The organism is Rufibacter sp. JT3400010 (assembly GCF_054956755.1).
The window spans coordinates 85,617-105,393 of the sequence record NZ_JBUDXA010000005.1 but is presented as its reverse complement, the minus strand read 5'-3'; the positions used below and the strand labels follow the sequence as shown (position 1 = coordinate 105,393).

Annotated in this window: 14 protein-coding genes; 11 read left to right on the top strand and 3 right to left on the bottom strand. The window is 48.6% G+C overall.

The window, feature by feature from the left end; genetic code table 11:
- Nucleotides 1-3 precede the first annotated feature (3 nt).
- The gene (accB, locus tag ACY0JR_RS06800) at nt 4-489 is read left to right on the top strand and encodes an acetyl-CoA carboxylase biotin carboxyl carrier protein (protein ID WP_462633191.1); all 486 of its coding nucleotides are present in this window, start codon (nt 4-6) and stop codon (nt 487-489) included.
- A gap of 163 nt (nt 490-652) precedes the next feature.
- Entirely contained in the window at nt 653-1,996 is a 1,344-nt protein-coding gene (gene accC / locus ACY0JR_RS06795; protein ID WP_462633190.1) for an acetyl-CoA carboxylase biotin carboxylase subunit, read from the top strand.
- A gap of 224 nt (nt 1,997-2,220) precedes the next feature.
- On the opposite strand, the gene ACY0JR_RS06790 is transcribed toward accC, so the two are convergent.
- Together ACY0JR_RS06790 and ACY0JR_RS06785 are read right to left on the bottom strand one after the other, a co-directional pair.
- Nucleotides 2,221-2,796 carry a DUF3109 family protein gene (locus tag ACY0JR_RS06790; protein ID WP_462633189.1) on the bottom strand — a complete coding sequence of 192 codons (576 nt, stop codon included), beginning with the start codon at nt 2,794-2,796 and terminating at the stop codon, nt 2,221-2,223.
- Between the two features lie 128 nt (nt 2,797-2,924).
- Nucleotides 2,925-3,323, bottom strand: a complete 399-nt coding sequence (locus ACY0JR_RS06785) for a hypothetical protein (RefSeq protein ID WP_462633188.1) — start codon at nt 3,321-3,323, stop codon at nt 2,925-2,927.
- 612 nt (nt 3,324-3,935) lie between these two features.
- Between ACY0JR_RS06785 and ACY0JR_RS06780 the strand changes: the two genes are divergently transcribed.
- The 8 genes from ACY0JR_RS06780 to ACY0JR_RS06745 all read left to right on the top strand — a co-directional run bounded on the left by ACY0JR_RS06780 (nt 3,936) and on the right by ACY0JR_RS06745 (nt 16,768).
- Complete coding sequence (locus ACY0JR_RS06780) at nt 3,936-4,571, top strand: hypothetical protein (RefSeq protein ID WP_462633187.1); 636 nt, start codon at nt 3,936-3,938, stop codon at nt 4,569-4,571.
- A gap of 58 nt (nt 4,572-4,629) precedes the next feature.
- Nucleotides 4,630-7,422 carry a carboxypeptidase-like regulatory domain-containing protein gene (locus tag ACY0JR_RS06775; protein ID WP_462633186.1) on the top strand — a complete coding sequence of 931 codons (2,793 nt, stop codon included), beginning with the start codon at nt 4,630-4,632 and terminating at the stop codon, nt 7,420-7,422.
- The gene (locus ACY0JR_RS06770; RefSeq protein ID WP_462633185.1) at nt 7,422-8,573 is read left to right on the top strand and encodes a DUF4249 domain-containing protein; all 1,152 of its coding nucleotides are present in this window, start codon (nt 7,422-7,424) and stop codon (nt 8,571-8,573) included. Before ACY0JR_RS06775 ends, ACY0JR_RS06770 begins: the two co-directional genes overlap by 1 nt.
- A gap of 13 nt (nt 8,574-8,586) precedes the next feature.
- Entirely contained in the window at nt 8,587-11,016 is a 2,430-nt protein-coding gene (locus tag ACY0JR_RS06765) for a hypothetical protein (RefSeq protein ID WP_462633184.1), read from the top strand.
- 251 nt (nt 11,017-11,267) lie between these two features.
- Complete coding sequence (locus ACY0JR_RS06760; RefSeq protein ID WP_462633183.1) at nt 11,268-13,505, top strand: ATP-dependent helicase; 2,238 nt, start codon at nt 11,268-11,270, stop codon at nt 13,503-13,505.
- A gap of 196 nt (nt 13,506-13,701) precedes the next feature.
- The gene (locus ACY0JR_RS06755; RefSeq protein ID WP_462633182.1) at nt 13,702-14,364 is read left to right on the top strand and encodes a DUF4290 domain-containing protein; all 663 of its coding nucleotides are present in this window, start codon (nt 13,702-13,704) and stop codon (nt 14,362-14,364) included.
- 6 nt (nt 14,365-14,370) lie between these two features.
- On the top strand, nt 14,371-15,675 hold the full coding sequence (gene murA, locus ACY0JR_RS06750) for a UDP-N-acetylglucosamine 1-carboxyvinyltransferase (protein ID WP_462633181.1): 1,305 nt from the start codon (nt 14,371-14,373) through the stop codon (nt 15,673-15,675).
- A 286-nt stretch (nt 15,676-15,961) separates the two neighbouring features.
- A complete protein-coding gene (locus ACY0JR_RS06745; RefSeq protein WP_462633180.1) occupies nt 15,962-16,768 on the top strand; it encodes a DUF4349 domain-containing protein in 807 nt (268 codons plus the stop codon).
- Nucleotides 16,769-17,014: 246 nt separating this feature from the next.
- On the opposite strand, the gene ACY0JR_RS06740 is transcribed toward ACY0JR_RS06745, so the two are convergent.
- On the bottom strand, nt 17,015-18,202 hold the full coding sequence (locus ACY0JR_RS06740) for a THUMP domain-containing class I SAM-dependent RNA methyltransferase (protein ID WP_462633179.1): 1,188 nt from the start codon (nt 18,200-18,202) through the stop codon (nt 17,015-17,017).
- Nucleotides 18,203-18,461: 259 nt separating this feature from the next.
- Here ACY0JR_RS06740 and ACY0JR_RS06735 point away from each other — a divergent pair, with 259 nt between their 5' ends.
- Entirely contained in the window at nt 18,462-19,757 is a 1,296-nt protein-coding gene (locus ACY0JR_RS06735) for a sugar MFS transporter (RefSeq protein ID WP_462633178.1), read from the top strand.
- Nucleotides 19,758-19,777 lie beyond the last annotated feature (20 nt).

Sequence of the window (19,777 nt, the reverse complement as noted above, 5' to 3'; positions counted from 1 at the left end):
ACTATGAAAGCTAAGGAAATCCAAGAACTGATTGATTTCATCGCGAAATCTGGCCTGAATAAAGTTGACATTGAGACCGAGGAGTTTAAGATCTCTGTGCAGCGCGAGGCAAGCCAAAAGGTAAAATATGTATCTGAGCCTGCACCTGCGGCCGCTCCGGCAGCGTTACCTCCTGCTCCTGCTGCCCTGCCTCAGGCTCCCGCAGCCCCAGCTGCTCCAGCCCAGCCTGCCGCCGATGACACCAGCAAGTACCTCACCATCAAAGCCCCTATGATCGGGACGTTGTACCGCTCTGCCAACCCAGAGTCTCCGGCGTTTGTGAACGTCGGCGACGAGGTGCAGAAAGGCCAGGTGATCTGTATTATTGAGGCCATGAAGCTGTTCAACGAGATTGAGTCTGAGATCTCAGGCCGCATTGTAAAAGTGTTGGTAGACAACGCCAGCCCAGTTGAGTACGACCAGCCTTTGTTCTTGGTAGATCCTAGTTAATGTGCTAATTCTCTAATGTGCTGATGTGCTAATTCTTGGTTTGGCGGGGAATTAAAATAAGTAGTTTCTTCTACTTCCCTCCTGTCCTTGATTGGTTCATCAGCACATTATTTTTGTGAATCATTAGCACATCAGCACATTTACACATTAGCACATTAACCAAATGTTCAAAAAAATACTGATTGCCAACCGTGGCGAAATTGCGCTGAGGGTTATCCGGACTTGTAAGGAAATGGGCATCAAAACGGTAGCCGTTTATTCTACCGCTGACAAGGAAAGCCTGCACGTGCGCTTCGCGGATGAAGCCGTGTGTATCGGGCCTGCCCCGTCTTCCCAGTCTTACCTGAATATTCCTAACCTGATTGCCGCCGCGGAAATCACCAACGCCGATGCCATTCACCCTGGCTATGGTTTCCTTTCTGAAAACGCTGAGTTTTCCAGAATCTGTGCCGAAAACGGCATCAAGTTCATCGGCGCCACACCAGAAATGATCAACTCCATGGGAGACAAGTCCTCTGCGAAGGAGTACATGAAGAAGGCCGGTGTGCCTACCATCCCTGGTTCTGAGGGTTTGTTGGCTTCTGCCGAGCAAGGCAAGAAACTGGCGGCCAAAATCAAATATCCGGTGATTATCAAAGCCACAGCGGGTGGCGGTGGGCGCGGTATGCGCATCATCAAATCTGCCGATGAGTTTGACAAAGCCTGGAACGATGCCCGTCAGGAAGCCAAAGCCGCTTTCGGGAACGATGGCATGTACCTGGAGAAATTCGTGGAGGAGCCGCGCCATATTGAGATCCAGATTGTGGGTGACCAGTACGGGGCCGTTTGCCACTTGTCTGAGCGGGATTGCAGCATCCAGCGCCGTCACCAGAAGCTGATTGAGGAGACCCCTTCGCCTTTCATCTCAGACGAGTTGCGCGAGCGCATGGGCCAGGCCGCCATTGCCGGAGCCAAAGCCATCAATTACGAAGGTGTAGGTACCATTGAGTTCCTGGTAGACAAGCACAAAGATTTCTACTTCATGGAGATGAACACCCGTATTCAGGTGGAGCACCCCATCACGGAGGAAGTAGTGAACTATGACTTGATCAAGGAACAGATCAAGGTTGCCGCCGGTATTCCAATCTCGGGTAAAAACTACTACCCACAGATGCACGCCATTGAGTGCCGGATCAACGCCGAAGATCCGAAGGCAGGTTTCCGCCCTAGCCCGGGCAAAATCAACGTGCTGCACATTCCAGGCGGTCACGGGGTACGCGTAGATACGCACGTGTATGCGGGCTACACCATTCCGGCCAACTATGACTCCATGATCGCGAAGCTGATTGTAAGTGCGCAGACCCGGGAAGAAGCTATTGTGAAGATGAAGCGGGCCTTGAGTGAGTTCGTGATTGAAGGCGTAAAAACCACCATTCCGTTCCATCTGGCCATGATGGAAGACAAAAACTTCAATGAAGGTGATTTCACCACCAGCTACCTGGATACCTACGATTTCACCAAGTTTTAAGGAAAACAGATTAAAAACAGAAAAGCAACTCTACTGGGCTGCTTTTCTGTTACATCAAAGAACCTTTTGAATGTGGAGTACATTCCATGTATCAGGCAAAGGAAAACCTTGATTCTACTTTAGCAAAAGAGCCCGCAGCAGTATGCTGTGGGCTCTTTTGCTTTTAGGCTTAGGACGAGTTTTCAGGAAAACAGGCCTAATATGCACAAGTCAACTTGGGTGAACTATTTCGCTATTGCTTCTTTCTCCACTATTCCTTCCAACTCCTGGAACCATTCTTCCCCGTATTTCCGCACTAACGGTTCGCGCAGGAATTTGTAGACGGGTACGCCTAACTCCATCCCGAAGGAGCAAGCCGGGTTGCATATTTCCCAACGGTCATAGTTCAGGGCTTCGAACCCATCATATTTGGTGATTCTGATGGGGTATAAATGGCAGGAAATGGGTTTCTTCCAGGAGATCTTTCCGTCTAAATAGGCTTGTTCAATGGCGCATTTGAGGGTGAGGTTATCATCATAGATGGCATACGCGCACTCGCGATCGCCTATAGTAGGGGTGCTATAGTCGCCTTCAAAGTCTTCCACGTACAGCCCCTGCTCTGCAATGGCCTTCACCCCCTCGGCAGACATATAGGGTTTTACGTGTTCGTAGGCATCGGCTAAAATGGAGAGTTCTTCTTTCTCTAACGGGGCGCCCAGGTCACCTTCCACGCAGCAGGCACCTTTGCATTTCTCCAGATTACAGACAAAGAACTTGTCTTTGAGGTCGTCTGAGAGAACGGTATTTTGTAGTACAATCATGAGCTTTTTCTTACAGCAGAAAGACAAAAGTACCGCTATTTAAGTTCGGCCGCAAAAAGAGGTGCTGGAATGTACTAAAATCAGAAAGCAGCCTTGAAGGCTGCTTTTCATAACCAGAATTTTGAAGCTTAGTCCTGCATCACCCAAGCCAAGGCTGCTTTCTCATTGTCAAAGTAATGGGTATCAAATCCAACGGTGTCGCCTCCTTTCAGCAGGATATTGTCAACGGCCATTTTATTGAAGATATCCGTAGACACAATTACGGCCATACGCTTCACATTCCCTTGGCCAGCAAATTTAGGTGCCCACTCCTTTACAGTCCATTCCTGATCGGCTGGCCTGATGGCCTTGGCGTTGGTATTATCTCCTACCCAACGGGTAACTTCTTTCTCAGAAACCAACTGTAGATACTTGTTCAATACATGCCGGTACTCTTCGCTGTTAGCAAATCCCTGCCATTGGGTGCGTACCAATTTAGATCCTTCATCATACGTGATGATGATGTTTTCATTCTGATAGTATACCATTTTGTCTTTGTCTGTCTAACGTCACCGCATTGCGGTGGTAAAGCCAATCCAGAAATGCTTGATCAGCATGTGGCGTATTGGCTTTCTGTATTTGGCGCCTCTTCCTGAACTTATCCAGGTTTCGGCTCCGGTACTAACCTCTAGTTTGCGCATCCGTTTCAAGCCCCCGCATGAAAACCGATCAATGAAGCAAAACCGGGAATAGCCAAATTTGTTTAGAATTTCACTTTTTTCAAAGTTCAACTTGCATCAGTGCGCTTTGTTTAATGCCTGTTTCACAAAAATCTGATCACTTCTGGTATGATTTGCCCCGAAGTAAAGGCTTCTTGTATCTACTACCAAGATAGACGTAGACCTTCCAAAACACGCAGGCAAGCCTTCTGATTTTGAAGTTTGAAAAGTTGGCGATCTTTCTTTAAACTGTTATTTATCAATTATATCAGTAAAAATAAATATATTGTTAGCTAAAAATTAACTTAACAAGCGTGTCTTTCAATGCTAAAAAAGCTTCATTCTACACTATTACTACTGACTGCCTTTGCTTTTTTCATCAGATATGATGCGTTCTCTCAGGTTGGACAGGTAGATACGTTATCAAATCAGGCTTTGTCCATGTACCCAGTCCGTTTGTACCAGCAAGCCACCCAAACGGAATCCCATCTTTTTAACGGTCCGCAGTATGTAGACTACAGAAAGTCAATGAGGGAAGGGCATCAGTTCTTTCTACAGGATGAGGCCGCCACCGGAAATGTGCATTATGATGGCACTCAATACGACCAAGTATCTCTGCTTTATGATTTGGTAAAGGACGAGGTTGTTATTCTGCGCAACAACTCGCTTTTGCAGAAACTAGTCAGTGAGAAAGTAACTTCTTTTATGTTGAACGGGCATAGATTTGTACGCTATTCAGCCGCCAGTTCTACAGATTCTTCCTCTCTTCGCCCCGGCTTCTATGATGTGCTGCATGATGGTTCCATCAAAATGCTGGTAAAACGGCAAAAGCAGATGGAAGAAAAAGTAAAGGATAATTTCATAGTAGAGCATTATAACCCGCAGAACAAGTTCTTCTTGATGAAAGAGAAGGCCTACTACCAGGTAAAAAGCAAGAAGTCTGTACTCCAGCTATTGAATGACAAAAAGAAAGATTTGAAAAAATATGCCCGCGCGCATGGATTAAGGTTCAAGAAACAGCGGGAAGAAGCTATTCTGGCGCTTGTCACCTACTATGATACCCTCAGAAACCAATAAGCTTCTTCTTCCTACCATTACATCTATGGCTCTATCACTCCCTTGATTGTTTCAAAATATGACCCAGTTTTACCGTAACGCATACCTGATAGCCCTTCTTCTGTTTTGTTGTCTCCTCCACAGCCACGCACAAACCGCCAATGAACAGCTTATCACCTTAGATTTAAAAGACGCTTCCTTTGAGAAATTTGCCCAGGAAATAGAAGCGAAAACAACCTATCGTTTCTATTATGACCCTAGGGCGGTAGATAATATTCTAGTTACTATACAGGTAACACAAAAGCCTTTACGAGAAGTAATAGCGCAGGCGCTGGCCGGCACAGAATTGAAGTTCGCTGTTACTCCCCAGGGCGCCGTACTTATAACCCAAGGGAAAGAATTTATGGCAAATTTGCCAGAGAACTTCTTCCGCAGGGAAAGCACCACAGGAGGTGCCACTAACTTACCCCGAGATGTTTCTACTACGAACCCGTATGTGGCGGGGGCAAATAGCAAGAAGAAGGCCACTTCAGAAGCTAAACTCTATGTGATAGGAGTTAAACGAGACAATGCCACCGGAAATGCTAGCCTAGCCGGGCACCTTCGCGATGCTAAGTCCGGAGAGCCTGTTATTGGTGCTTCGGTTTACATCCAGTCTCCGTTACTAGCCACTACTACAGACCAATATGGATATTATTCCTTGACTCTACCCATAGGCGAGCATGAGTTGATTATAAGAGCCATCGGGATTAAGAATTCCAAACGCCGTATTGCCTTGTACTCAAATGGGAAACTGGACATTGAGGTAGAGGAAGATGTAAGATCACTCAAAGAAGTGCTGGTAGAGGCAGAAAAAGACCGTAATGTTGCCGGTATGCAAATGGGCATGGAACGGCTAGACATGCGGGCCATTAAACAGGTACCCACCGCCTTTGGCGAAACAGATATTCTGCGGGTAGTGCTTACGTTGCCCGGCGTGAAATCTGTGGGCGAAGGCAGTACCGGCATGAACGTACGCGGCGGCTCTACTGACCAGAACCTCATTCTGTTTAATGATGCTACCATTTATAACCCCTCCCATTTGTTTGGCTTCTTTTCTGCCTTTAACCCAGATATTGTTAAATCAGTTGAGTTGCACAAAAGTAACATTCCGGCCAGGTACGGGGGCAGATTGTCCTCGGTGCTGGAAGTAACCACCCGTGACGGAAACAAGAAAAAGTTTGCGGCCTCTGGCGGTATCGGGCTTTTAACCAGCAGATTGATGTTGGAGGGACCCATTAAAAAAGACAAAACCTCTTTTATGCTTGCCGGTAGAAGCACGTACTCAGATTGGCTCCTCAAAAAATTACCGAAGGAATCGTTCAGTAAAAGTTCGGCTTCTTTTTATGACTTGAATGCCCAAATAAACCACGAAATCAACAGTGAAAATACACTTTACTTTTCAGGGTATTTGAGCAAAGACAAATTCCAGTTAGGGTCAGATTCGCTTTATAATTTCGCTAACCACAATGCCAGCGTTAAATGGAAGCATATTTTCCACAACAAGCTGTACAGTGTGCTTACGGGTGCTTTCAGCCACTACGGTTATGGCATTAATTCTGAAAAAAACCCGGTAAACGCGGCAAATCTGGACTTTGAGATGAAGCAGGCAAACCTGCAGGCCGACTTCAACTATTTTCTGAATTCTAAACATACGCTTGACTTTGGAGCCAGCTCCATTCTGTATACTATTTCGCCGGGTAGCCTCACCCCGGTTGGGACTGAATCACTGGTTATACCAGATGTTTTACAGCGGGAAAAAGCCTTGGAGAGTGCGCTTTATGTTTCTGATCAATTTGACATTTCACCAAGGTTATCCGTCTACGTAGGGCTTCGGTATTCTATTTTCAATGCCTTGGGGCCTAGAGAAGTGTATACCTACGCACCTAATGTTCCTAAAACGGAAAGCACTATTCTGGACACTCTTAGCTATGGAGGAGGCAAGGCACTGGCTACCTATCACGGTCCCGAGTACCGCTTATCCGCGAGGTTTGGTTTAACAGATCATTCCTCTGTGAAGATGAGCTTCAACCGTATGCGCCAGTACATTCACATGCTCTCTAACACGGCCTCCATGTCGCCCACAGACACCTGGAAGTTGAGTGATGCCAATGTGAAGCCACAGGTGGGAGACCAGGTGGCGCTGGGCTATTATCAGAATTTTAGAGCCAATACGGTTGAGCTATCCATAGAGGGCTATTACAAGAAGATGAAAGATTTTCTGGACTACAGAAATGGGGCAGAAATCATACTCAACCATCACATTGAAACAGATGTGGCAAACGCCGAAGGGAAGGCGTATGGTGTAGAGGTCATGCTGAAAAAGCTGACGGGTAAGCTGAATGGCTGGGTGAGCTATACCTACTCCCGCACACTTGTGCGCCTGAACAACACGCAAGTCTCAGAAATCATCAACAGAGGCGAATTCTACCCTAGTAACGTAGACAAGCCACATGATTTCACGTTAATCAGCAATTACCGGTTTAGCCAGCGGTTCAGTTCTTCCTTGAACTTCACCTATAGCACCGGCAGGCCCATCACCCTTCCAATCGCCAAGTATCAGGACGGCAACGCCACCCGCGTCTTCTACTCAGATAGAAATGAGTACCGAGTACCGGACTACTACCGGGTAGACTTTGCCCTGAACATTGAAGGAAACCACAAGGTTAGGAAACTGGCCCATAGTTCCTGGACCCTTGCCGTGTACAACCTCACCGGCCGCAAGAATCCTTATTCGGTTTATTTCCGGGCTGAGGAAGGCAAAATCAAAGGCTACAAACTGTCTATTTTTGGTCAGCCCATCCCTACCATTACCTATAACTTCAGATTTTAATGAACTCCTATATCCAATACCTGAGAAATACATGCTTGCTGTATTTCCTCTTTCTGCTCACCTCCTGTGAAGAACCTTTCACACCTGAAGTACTGGACAGGCCAAACAACTTTCTGGTGGTAAGCGGTTTTATTAATATTAATGGGCCTACCACCATTAAATTGTCTCGCACTCAAAATCTGAATGAGGAGGGAAAACCAGTCATAGAAACAGGAGCCAAAGTGACAGTTACGGAAGAAAACGGCCCAACTTACCTTTTAATTGAAAGGGAAGCAGGTATGTACACTTCTGTAAACCTTCCTATCCAAAACAGTAAACGGTACCGCCTGGACATAAAGACAGGTGGAAAGGATTACGCCTCAGACTATGTATCGGTAAAGCAAACTCCGGTTATTGACAATATAAGCTGGAGAGCCGAAAATGACGGTTTGCAGATTTACGTGAACAGCCATGACGCTCAAAACAACACGCGTTATTACCGCTGGGAATACGAGGAAACGTGGGAGTACCGGGCGTATTATCAGTCTTGGTTAGAGTATAGGAATGGTGCAATCCAAGATCGTTCCCCAGAGAACAATATCTATCTCTGCTGGCCAACTACCTTCTCCACCCAAATAAACATAAGTAATTCTGTTAAACTAGGACAAGATATTATCAGCGATTTTCCATTGTTAAAGCTTCCCACAAACTCAAACAAGTTAATAAGCAAGTACAGTATTCTGGTAAAACAATATGCCCAAACAAAAGAAGCCAATGAATATTGGGAAGCCTTGAAGAAAAATACTGAAAGCATTGGTTCCTTATTTGATCCACTTCCCACTCAATTAATTGGGAATATCCACTGTATATCCTCTCCGGGCGAACCAGTGATTGGGTATGTAGAAGCCTGTTCAGTGGAGGAAAAAAGAATTTTTGTTACGCGACCTGAATTACCGACTACTTGGAGTCCACAAAACACTATCTTTTGTGAACTAGACACCATACCACTTAATGAAGTTGCTAATGAATTTTCAAGCGGCACACTTATACCTATAGATAGAGTGTACTCTGAAGGTAGTTTTCCTGCTTTAATAGGCTATACAGGTGCGGGAAGTTACTGTACAGACTGCAGGTTCTTAGGCACCAATATCAAACCAGATTTCTGGCAGTAATTCTGAAAACAGCATGAAAACACCAATAGAAAATCTCAACTTTTTTGGAAGAGCTGGTTTCAAAGGCATCTTAGGTTTATGCCTATTTTTTGGCGTAACAGCCAAGAATCACGCCCAAAGCACTTCCGCTTCAACGCTGCTCACGCACCTGCAAGACTACCAGAGCAAAGCGGTACAGGAGAAAATCTTCCTTCATTTGGACCGTGCAGCCTACGCCAGCGGCGACCTCATGTGGTTTAAAGTGTACAACGTAGACGGAACGCTGCACCAGCCGATGGACATGAGCAAAGTGGCCTATGTAGAGGTATTAGATGTCAGTAACCAACCAGTGTTGCAAGGGAAAATTGCGTTAAAAAGCGGTACTGGCAATGGGTCTTTTGTGTTGCCGGTGACCCTGCAGGCAGGTAATTACAAGATACGAGCCTACACCAACTGGATGAAAAATTTCGGTCCTGAGTTTTACTTCGAACAACCTGTCACCATCATCAATACCTTTCAGCCGCTAGGCCTAAAGCCACAGACAGACACCGCCACCTATGCCATACAGTTTTTTCCCGAAGGAGGAAACCTTGTCAACGGCTTACCCGGTAAAGTAGCTTTCAAGGCCATAAACAGCAAAACAGGCAAAGGCACCAGTTGTCAGGGCGAGATCCGGGACAATACGGGTCAGGTGGTGACCACTTTTCAGCCTACCAAGTATGGGATAGGGCATTTTAGCCTCCCTCCTGCTGCGGGGGAATACACAGCCGTGGTTACTTTTTCTGGCGGAAAAGTCATTCGGCAGAAATTGCCTCACATTCATGAAACAGGCTATAATCTAAACCTGATTGAAAGCAAGCCTGGCGAACTCCAGATCACGGCACACGCTACAAACCAGCAACCGGGGCAGGTATTTTTGCTGGGCCATACCCGCCATAAAGTGGTAGTAGCCGCTACCGCCATCATGGCCAATGGGAAAGCGGCCTTTTCCATAGCCAAAGATTCTTTGGCCCCGGGTATTACTCATTTCACAGTTTTTGATAGCCAGCAAAAGCCTGTAGCCGAACGGCTCTTCTTCAAACGCCCCACAAAGCAACTGGAGATTGAAACCATCTTAGCGAAGCAACAATTTGGGGCCCGCGAGCAAGTAATGCTGGATCTGCGTACCCAACGGCTCCCAGAGGTGGCTACTGCCGCTAACCTATCTTTGGCTGTCTTCCGGTCAGACAGCCTCCAAGCCACTGACGTGGCCGACATCAGCGCGTATCTGTATTTGTCCTCTGATCTGAAGGGCACGGTAGAAAATGCCTCTTCATACTTCACAGAGGTGGGACCACAAGCAGACGAAGACTTAGACAACCTCATGTTAACCCACGGCTGGAGCCGGTTTACCTGGGAGCAAGTGCTAAGTCCCAAACATCAGACCTTCCAGTTCCTTCCCGAATACGAAGGTCACCTGATACATGGAAAAGTGACCCACAGTACTACTGGCGCTCCGGCCAAGGAGATAAGGACCTATCTTGCCTCACCGGGCAAAAACATCCGCTTTTACAACAGCCTCAGCAAAATGGATGGCTCTGTGCTTTTTGCGGTGAAGGATTTCTTTGGCCCCAAGGAAGTAGTGATGCAAACTAATTTTTCAAAAGACAGCACCTACCATTTTGAGGTATTCAGCCCGTTTTCGGGAAAACACTCCCAAAAGCACCTTCCTGCGTTTGACCTAGACAAAAGCCAAGAGGCGGCCATCTACTCGCGCCACTTAGATGTTCAAGCCCAGAATATCTACTTTGAACAATTCCTTAACCGCTACAAAGCCCCGGCTATAGACAGTCTCCCCTTCTACGGCAAACCAGATCAGCAATTCTTTCTGGACAATTACACCCGCTTTAAAGTGATGGAAGAAGTGATGCGCGAGTACGTGCCTGGCGTAATGGTAAGAAAACGCCGCGATGGCTTCCACTTCCGGGTGTTGGATAGTCAGAACAGGCTCTTTTTTGAAGAAGATCCACTGCTGCTGCTAGATGGGGTTCCGGTGTTTGATGTAGATAACATCATGGCCTTTGATCCACTAAAGGTGCAAAAGTTAGATGTCATGACCAGCAACTACCACAATGGGTCTCTCTCCTCCTACGGAGTGGTAAGTTACACCACGTACAAAGGTGATTTGGCTGGTTTTCCGGTAGATCCCAGGGCTTTGTTACAAGAATATGAAGGGCTCCAACTGCAACGCGAATTCTATGCCCCTACCTATGACACCCAAGAACAGAAACAGAGCCGCCTACCTGATTGGCGGAATCTACTGTATTGGGCTCCTGACCTGAATACCGGCCAGGATGGAAAAGCCAGCACTTACTTCTACACTTCTGACCAGGCAGGCACGTACACCATTGTGGTGCAGGGTCTCACCCAAGACGGTTTACCCGGCAGTAAAGTAGTTACGTTTCAGGTAAGAAAGCCTCTGTAACTACCATTTAGAAGCCAAGCGATAAACCTTTCCTAGCCTCATTCTTAGTAAACTTAGCAGAAAGCGACTCCCTTAAACGTTGGAGAAGCTTTCTGCTTTCGGCTTTTTGACCTTCACGTTCATTCCCAGCCACAATCAAATGTTTACGGCCAACGCTTGAGCTTATTCTTGAGCCCTCTGTAAAACGGCTTCTGATAATGCGACTTTATTCCGTAATTTTGTGTTACTCCTGAAGAAAGAATATTGTGAGCATGGATTACCTGAAACTCCTGAATGAGTCACAGCGTGCAGCTGTTTTAAATACTGAGGGCCCTTGCATGATCATTGCGGGCGCGGGCTCCGGCAAGACCCGGGTGCTGACCTACCGCATCGCGCATTTGCTGGAGAAAGGCGTGGACCCGTTCAACATCCTCTCCCTCACCTTTACCAACAAGGCCGCCAAAGAGATGCGCGGCCGGATTGAGAAAGTGGTGGGCCCCGAGGCCAAGAACCTCTGGATGGGAACCTTCCACTCCGTTTTCTCGCGCATCCTGCGGGCTGAGGCCCAGAAAATAGGTTACCCCAGCCACTTCACCATCTATGACTCTGATGACTCCAAAACGCTCATCCGGAACATCGTGAAGGAGATGAACCTGGACGACAAGCTCTACAAGCCCAATATGGTGCTGGGTCGTATCTCGGCGGCTAAAAACAAACTCATCTCCGTAGCCCAGTACCTGCGCGACCCTGCCATTCAGGCGGATGATGAGGCGGCGCTTCGGCCGAAAATAGGCCAGATTTTCAAAATCTATGCCGAACGCTGCTTCAAGGCCGGCGCCATGGATTTTGACGACTTGCTCTTCAACACCAACGTGCTCTTTAGAGACCACGTGGACGTGCTGAACAAATACCAGCACATCTTCAAGTACGTGATGGTAGATGAGTACCAAGATACAAACTACAGCCAGTACCTCATCACCCGCAAACTCTCCGCCAAGGACCGCAACATCTGCGTGGTGGGTGATGATGCCCAGAGCATCTACGCCTTCCGCGGGGCCGATATCCAGAACATCCTCAACTTTGAGCGCGATTACCCTGAGCTGGAGGTGTTCAAACTAGAGCAAAACTACCGCTCAACCCAGCACATCGTGAAGGCGGCCAACAGTGTTATCAAGAACAACAAGGCACAGCTGCGCAAAGATGTATTCTCTGAGAACGAAGAAGGCCAGCTGATTGACGTAATCAAAGCCAGTTCAGACAACGAGGAAGGCAAATTGGTAGCGCACGCCATCTTTGAGGAGAAGATGAACCACCACCTCTCTTATGAGGATTTCGCCATCCTTTATAGAACCAACGCCCAGTCCCGGGCTATGGAAGAGGCCTTGCGTAAAATGAACATCAAGTACCGCATTGTGGGTGGTCTGTCGTTCTACCAACGCAAGGAGATCAAGGATTTGATTTCGTACCTGCGTCTGGCTATCAACCATAATGATGAGCAGGCCTTGCGCCGCGTCATCAACTACCCTAAGCGAGGGATTGGCGATACCACCATTGAAAAACTGATTGTTACGGCTAACGAAACCAACCACAGCATCTGGGAAGTGGTAAGCCACGCCAGTCAACTGTTAGGCGGAAGAGCGGGTGCGGCTATTGATGACTTCGCGACCAAGATCAAAAGCTTTGCGGTGATTGCCCAGGAGAAAGATGCGTTTGAGGCGGCTACGTACATCGCCAAACATTCTGGTCTGGTAGATGATTTGTACTCTGATAAATCGGTGGAAGGACTGGCCCGCTACGAGAACATCCAGGAATTGCTGAACGCCATCAAGGAGTTTGTGGATGACCCCGAGAAGGAAGACAACTCGCTGGCCTTGTTCCTGCAAGACATTGCCCTACTCACAGATTCTGACACCAAAAAGGAAGAGGAAGGCGAATACGTGACCATGATGACCATCCACTCGGCCAAAGGTCTGGAGTTTAGAAACGTGTTCATTGTGGGCATGGAGGAAAACCTGTTCCCTAGCCAGATGATGCTCCAGTCCCGCGCCGATTTGGAAGAGGAACGCCGTTTGTTCTACGTGGCCATCACCCGCGCCGAGAAGAAACTGACCCTCTCCTACGCCACCAGCCGTTACCAATGGGGAAACCTTCGGGCAGCTGAGAAAAGCCGGTTCATTGACGAGATAGACCCTACGTACCTCAACTTCAAATTCGGAGACGAGCGGCCAACCTTTGAGAAAGTATTGCAGCGGAAAACCCCGGCAGCTCAGTTGATTACGCCTGCCCGTAAGCCATCGGCCGCGCCGGCCTACAACCCACCCGCCGACTTCACGCCTAGCGACACGTCCAACCTACAAGCCGGAATGCGCGTAGAGCATCCTAAATTCGGGTTTGGCAACGTGACCAAGATAGACAATCAAGGGAACTCCATTAAGGCCATCATTGAATTTGAAGGCGTGGGAGAGAAAACCCTGCTCCTGAGCTTCGCTAAGCTGCGCATACATGCGTAATGCGTATCACGTAGCAGGTATCAAGTAGCACGACCACTGCCTAGGTTCATTGCAATTCTACTAACCTATACCGTTTTAAGCCTGTTTTTCTACATACAGGCTTAAAACGGAATTTCTTTTATCGTGATACTTGATACCCGATACTTGATACGAACAAAAAATTCCTACTTTTGACCTTGCAACACACACTATCACCATGGTAGCCAGTTCGTCATTTAAACAAGAGCTTTTGCTGCGGGAGTACGGCCGCAATGTGCAGAATATAGTACAGTACCTTCTCACGGTAGAAGACCGCACCAAGCGGAACCAACTGGCCCAGTTACTGGTGAACCTGATGGGACGCCTGAACCCCAACGTAAAGGACATTCAGGATGCCCAGCAAACACTGTGGAACCACTTGTACGTCATGTCTGACGGCAAACTGGACGTGGATGCTCCGTTTGAGCTAAGCGCCATGGAATACCTGAACGACAAGCCGCAGCGGGTAGACTATCCGGTCCAAAACCCAAAATACAAGCATTACGGCACCAACCTGGAACGGCTCATTGACAAAGCCAAGCAGATCAATGACCCGCAGGAGCGCGAAGCTGCCATTATCTCCATCGGGAAATTGATGAAAGTGCTGTACCGCACCTATAACAAAGACAGCGTCACAGACGAGGTAATCCTGGAGAACCTGCGGGAACTGTCTAAAGGAGAGTTAGACTTGGATGCTTCGCTCATGGAAAAAGGCAATCTTTTTGAGAGCACAGTGAAAGCCCCTCAGGGCCCTGGTAACAACAACTTCCAGAACAACCAGAAGTACAAGAACAACAACCAGAACAAGAATCAGAATCAGAACCGAAGTAAGAATAAATAAGAACGCATGGCTTCTTTTGAAGTAATAGGCGGCCGTACTTTACACGGCGAGATTATCCCACAGGGAGCAAAAAACGAAGCATTGCAGATTCTGTGTGCCGTTTTGTTGACCGCTGAGCCAGTCATCATTTCCAATGTGCCCAACATACGGGACGTAAACAAGTTGATAGAGTTGTTGCGTGACATGGGCGTAAACGTGGAGCAAACCGCGCCAGACACCTATGTTTTCAAGGCCGAGGACGTTAACCTGGACTATCTCTCAACCGATAAGTTTGTGGAGCAGGCCCGCGCCATTCGGGGTTCTGTGATGATTCTGGGACCTATGCTGGCTCGCTACGGCGTAGCCAAACTGCCTAAGCCTGGCGGAGACAAGATTGGCCGCAGACGCTTAGACACCCACTTTGAGGCGTTTGAGAAACTGGGTGCCAAGTTCACCTATGACGCCAATGACAGCTTCTACCACCTGGAAGGCAAAAACCTGAAAGGCACCTACATGCTGTTAGACGAAGCCTCCGTAACCGGAACTGCCAACATTGTCATGGCCGCTGTTTTAGCCGAAGGCATTACTACCATTTACAACGCCGCTTGTGAGCCCTATCTGCAGCAGCTTTGCAAGATGCTGAACCGCATGGGCGCCAAAATAAGCGGTATTGGCTCTAACCTGCTCATCATTGAAGGCGTGGAGAAACTGGGCGGCACCGAACACCGCATGCTACCGGACATGATTGAGATTGGCTCATTCATTGGCCTGGCAGGTATGACCGGTTCCGAAATCACCATCAAAAATGCCCAAATCCGGGAGTTAGGTTTGATTCCAGATACCTTCCGCCGCTTAGGGATTAAGATGGAATTCCACGGCGACGATATCTTCATTCCCGCGCAGGACCAGTACGAAATTGATACGTACATTGACGGCAGTATCTTAACCGTTTCTGACCACACATGGCCTGGTTTCACCCCAGATTTGCTGAGCATCGCGCTGGTGGTAGCTACCCAAGCCAAAGGAACGGTGCTCATTCACCAGAAAATGTTTGAGAGCCGCCTGTTCTTCGTAGACAAGTTGATTGACATGGGCGCGCAGATCATCCTGTGCGATCCGCACCGCGCTACCGTCATTGGGCAGAACCGTCAGGTTCCGTTACGCGGCATCTCCATGACTTCGCCGGATATCAGAGCCGGGGTTGCCTTGCTTATTGCCGCCCTTTCGGCCGAAGGCCGTAGCGTAATCCACAACATTGAGCAGATTGACCGCGGTTACCAGAACATTGATGGCCGCCTGAACGCCTTAGGAGCCCAAATCAGCCGTCTATAGGTTCCTTTAGCTAGAAAGTTTTAGCCCTTCTTTCCGGAAAAGAGCCCTTAAACGGGCTTCTCTCTGGATAGAAGGGCTAATTTTTTATGCTGTTTCCTGCTTGTCTAATCTTTATGTTTTTGCCCTATTTTCACAAAAACTGTCGGTAAACAGGGAAAATCAGCTTTCCCAATTTCTGGTATTCTGCTTTAAAAAGCGATGCAAACGCTGCTCTGCGCATTTATATTGTCCAATTTCAAAGGGTTACCTTGTGGCGGCTGAAGGGATTAAGGTAAAACTTCTGCATATGAAAACTACATTCACCTTCCGTTGTCTCTTACTCTTCTGTACCGCCTTGCTGCTTCTAGGCGGATGTTCCACCAATAAAGAATCCTCCATAAATGAACTGGTGGCTCAACAGGATACCGTGGAAAACCCTACGGCTGAAGATAAAGCCAAACCAGCCAATCAGGAACAAATCATCCGTCAGGCCGAGGTTAAGTTTCAGGTCAAAGACTTATCTGAAAGTACGCAACGGGTAGAGAATTTGGTAGAGGAGCTGGGTGCCACGCTCGCCAACACCACCCAGCACCAAAGCGGAGACAACAGCACCACTGACTTCGTAATCCGGGTGCAGCCCGAAAACTTCAAACCCCTCCTGCGGCAACTCCAGAAGGAAAGCGTGCACCTGGATGTAAGAACCATCACCTCAGAAAACGTAGGCATGGAGTATGTAGACCTGCAAGCCAGGAAGAAAGCGAAATTAGCCGTAGAGCAACGGTTCCTGGGTTTGTTGAAAGAAGCCAAAACCATTCCCCAAATTCTGGAGGTGGAAGGCCAGCTTCAGACCATACGCGAGGAGATTGAAAGTGCCGAGGCTCGCTTGCGGTATCTGCAAAACCAGACGTCCTTCAGCACCATTCGGCTGTCTATGTACCAGGTTATTCCGGTCACGGTTCCCGAAGGTCCACCATTTGGAACCAGGTTGGTGGAGGCCATGAGTACCGGCTGGGAATTGTGGCTTTCTCTGGTGGTTGGTCTATTCTATATCTGGCCAGCCTGGCTGGTAGGGATTGGCATTACGATTTACCTGCGCAAAAGCAGGGTAGCGTAATTGATTCAGTATTGTTAATGAAAAAGGCCACTCATGTGCAGTTGAGGGGTCTTTTTCTCTTTTGAGAGACTGAACTAAAACACTCGCTCGCGTCCCGCGAGTGTGAGCTACTTGCGGCGTCTCGCCGCGTAATACCGGAAAGTAGCAGCCTGAGGCTGCAGGAAGCTCACACTCGCGTGACGCGAGCGAGTGTTTTTGTTTTACCTTTATTTTAGCTAAAACAGGTAAAAGCCCCTGCACAAGAAATCAACCTTCTTCACTCACTTCTTTTTCTCTTCTGCTGCCACGGTAGAGTTCATACTTGAAGAGGCGGCATTCAATGGGGCCGTTGTAGAGCGGAATGCGGCGGGAAGGTTTCAGCCCGATGTGTTTGGCGGCTTCCAGGTTACCGGTGAAGATGGCAGCGTCCCAATCCTGAAAGTTGGATTTAAGCGTATCGCCTATCATTTTGTAGAGGCCGTTGATTTCGCTTTCCTCCCCAATCCGTTCGCCATAGGGCGGGTTCATCACAACCAATCCTTGGTCAGCGGGTTTCACGGCCTCTTTAAAGTCAAGTTCCTTGAGGCGCACGTATTGGTCCAGCTCGGCGTACTCCAGGTTCTGGAAAGCGGCTTCCACAAAATCGGGATCTACGTCTGAGCCGAAGAGGTCTACCTCCACAGCCGTATCTTCTTTGGAAATGGCATCCTGTAATACGCGTTGGTACAAAGCAGCATCATAGTCAGGCCAGCGCATGAAGCCGTAGTCCTTGCGGTACACGCCCGGGGCGATGTTATGGGCTATCATGGCCGCCTCGGCCAGAAACGTGCCCGACCCGCACATAGGGTCATACAAGGGGGTTCGCTTGTCCCAACCGCTCAACAACAGAATACCAGCCGCCAATACTTCATTCAAAGGAGCCACGTTGGTCTGTTGGCGGTAGCCGCGGCGGTGCAGCGAGTCGCCCGATGAATCCAGAGCCAGAGACACAATGTTCTCGTGCATGTGCAGGTTAATGCGTACATCGGGGGTAGTCACGTCAATGTTGGGTCGTCGGCCGGTTTTCTCCCGGAACTGGTCTACAATGGCGTCTTTGGTGAGTTGGGACACATAGAGCGAGTGCTCAAAGGTGGAGCGGGACACCACGGCATTGATGGCGAAGGTGTCGTTCAGGCTCATGTACAGGTCCCAGTCAATCTCGCGCACTTTCATGTATAGTGCTTTTTCGTCGCGGGCCTTGAACTGGGCAAACGGCTTCAGGATTCTAATAGAGGTACGGCAGCAGATATTGGCCTGGTACAGCAGGTATTGGTTTCCGCTAAAGGTCACGGCCCGTACTCCTGGTTTCACGTACGAGGCGCCTAAATCGCGGAGTTCCTGGGCCAGCACTTCCTCCAGCCCCGCCAGCGTGGTTGCCGTCATGTTGAAATTACCTGATGATTTTGATTTGGCCATAGAAAGCAAGGATTGGGTTATACCTGAACGGTGCCAGCGAAAACATGTAAGAGGTTGCAATTTCGGAAAAAATGTGGGCTTGCCACGCGCCCGGCTTCGGCCCTGCCCAAGAAAGTGGAAGAATTTACCTGTGGCCGGAGGCGACCTCTACTTTTTAAATAATTTTATTATATTTAACGAAAGTAACCACACCTAATACAAGAATTTTACCGCATCTTTAGTTTTCTACGCACCGCACACAAAACCTACCCAATCTAACATGTCTAAAACCATTTCTTCAAATTCGTCGCCGGGTCAGGTTCAAGCCGCGCAAACAAACTACGCACGCCCCATGGCCATTATTGGGGGACTGTTCTTTGTTTTCGGGTTTGTGACCTGGCTGAACTCCGTGCTCATTCCCTACCTGAAAATTGCTTGCGAGCTGACCAACTTTGAGGCTTTCCTGGTAACGTTCGCCTTTTACATCGCTTACCTGGTGATGGGTGTTCCGGCAGCCTGGCTTTTGAAAAGGACCGGCTATAAGAAAGGAATGTCGGCTGGTCTGCTGATCATCGCCGCAGGTGCCTTGATCTTTATTCCGGCAGCCATGACCCGTACGTATGCTTTGTTCTTATTAGGGTTGTTTGTGCAGGGAACCGGATTAACCGTGTTACAAGCGGCGGTGAACCCCTACATTTCCATCATTGGTCCTCCTGAGAGTGCGGCCAAGCGCATCAGCATTATGGGTATCTGCAACAAAATTGCAGGTTCAGCGGCTCCTTTTATTTTGGGAAGCATCTTATTGGCGGGCGCCGATGAGCTGGTCACCAGTTTAGAAACCATGGATGCGGCCCAGAAAGCAGTTGGGTTAGACGCCCTTGCCTCGCGCGTGATTACGCCTTACCTGGTCATCATGGGAGCCTTGCTTCTCCTGGCGGTGTTTACTTATTTTTCGGGCCTGCCCGAAGTGGATACTGAGCAGGAAGACGAAGTGGTGGCCGCTGCCAATACCAGAAAAACCAGCGTGTTCCAGTTTCCGCATTTGGTAATTGGGGTAATCAGTTTGTTCCTGTATGTGGGTGTGGAAGTGATGGCGGGTGACACCGTGATCAACTATGCTTCCAGCCAAGGCATTCCGCTAGACGAAGCGTCGCGTTTTACCACCTTTACCCTGTGGGCCATGATCATCGGGTACATCATTGGGATTATCGCTATTCCTAAATTTGTAAGCCAGCAGAAAGCCTTGCAGATATGCGCCATTTTAGGAGTGATTTTCGCCTTACTGGCCCTTTTCACCGACGGGTATGTGTCTGTGTTGAGCATTTCCCTGCTGGGTCTGGCGAACTCGCTCATGTGGCCCGCCATTTTCCCGCTGGCTATCGCAGATCTGGGTCGCTTTACCAAAATGGGTTCTTCTCTGTTGATCATGGCCATTGCCGGTGGGGCCTTGCTCCCGCTTCTGTACGGTTTCCTAGCCGATGTGGTGAATCCTCAGCAGGCCTACTGGATGATGGTGCCTTGCTACGCATTTATCTGGTATTTTGCCGCCATCGGGTACAAAATCAGAACCAGATAAGTCTTTCCTTTTTCGCCCGT

Excerpts from the sequence above, each read along its gene's own strand:
- accB (WP_462633191.1), top strand. The coding sequence starts at position 4 with ATGAAAGCTAAGGAAATCCAAGAACTGATTGATTTCATCGCGAAATCT.
- accC (WP_462633190.1), top strand. The coding sequence starts at position 653 with ATGTTCAAAAAAATACTGATTGCCAACCGTGGCGAAATTGCGCTGAGG.
- ACY0JR_RS06790 (WP_462633189.1), bottom strand. The coding sequence starts at position 2,796 with ATGATTGTACTACAAAATACCGTTCTCTCAGACGACCTCAAAGACAAG.
- ACY0JR_RS06785 (WP_462633188.1), bottom strand. The coding sequence starts at position 3,323 with ATGGTATACTATCAGAATGAAAACATCATCATCACGTATGATGAAGGA.
- ACY0JR_RS06780 (WP_462633187.1), top strand. The coding sequence starts at position 3,936 with ATGTACCCAGTCCGTTTGTACCAGCAAGCCACCCAAACGGAATCCCAT.
- ACY0JR_RS06775 (WP_462633186.1), top strand. The coding sequence starts at position 4,630 with ATGACCCAGTTTTACCGTAACGCATACCTGATAGCCCTTCTTCTGTTT.
- ACY0JR_RS06770 (WP_462633185.1), top strand. The coding sequence starts at position 7,422 with ATGAACTCCTATATCCAATACCTGAGAAATACATGCTTGCTGTATTTC.
- ACY0JR_RS06765 (WP_462633184.1), top strand. The coding sequence starts at position 8,587 with ATGAAAACACCAATAGAAAATCTCAACTTTTTTGGAAGAGCTGGTTTC.
- ACY0JR_RS06760 (WP_462633183.1), top strand. The coding sequence starts at position 11,268 with ATGGATTACCTGAAACTCCTGAATGAGTCACAGCGTGCAGCTGTTTTA.
- ACY0JR_RS06755 (WP_462633182.1), top strand. The coding sequence starts at position 13,702 with ATGGTAGCCAGTTCGTCATTTAAACAAGAGCTTTTGCTGCGGGAGTAC.
- murA (WP_462633181.1), top strand. The coding sequence starts at position 14,371 with ATGGCTTCTTTTGAAGTAATAGGCGGCCGTACTTTACACGGCGAGATT.
- ACY0JR_RS06745 (WP_462633180.1), top strand. The coding sequence starts at position 15,962 with ATGAAAACTACATTCACCTTCCGTTGTCTCTTACTCTTCTGTACCGCC.
- ACY0JR_RS06740 (WP_462633179.1), bottom strand. The coding sequence starts at position 18,202 with ATGGCCAAATCAAAATCATCAGGTAATTTCAACATGACGGCAACCACG.
- ACY0JR_RS06735 (WP_462633178.1), top strand. The coding sequence starts at position 18,462 with ATGTCTAAAACCATTTCTTCAAATTCGTCGCCGGGTCAGGTTCAAGCC.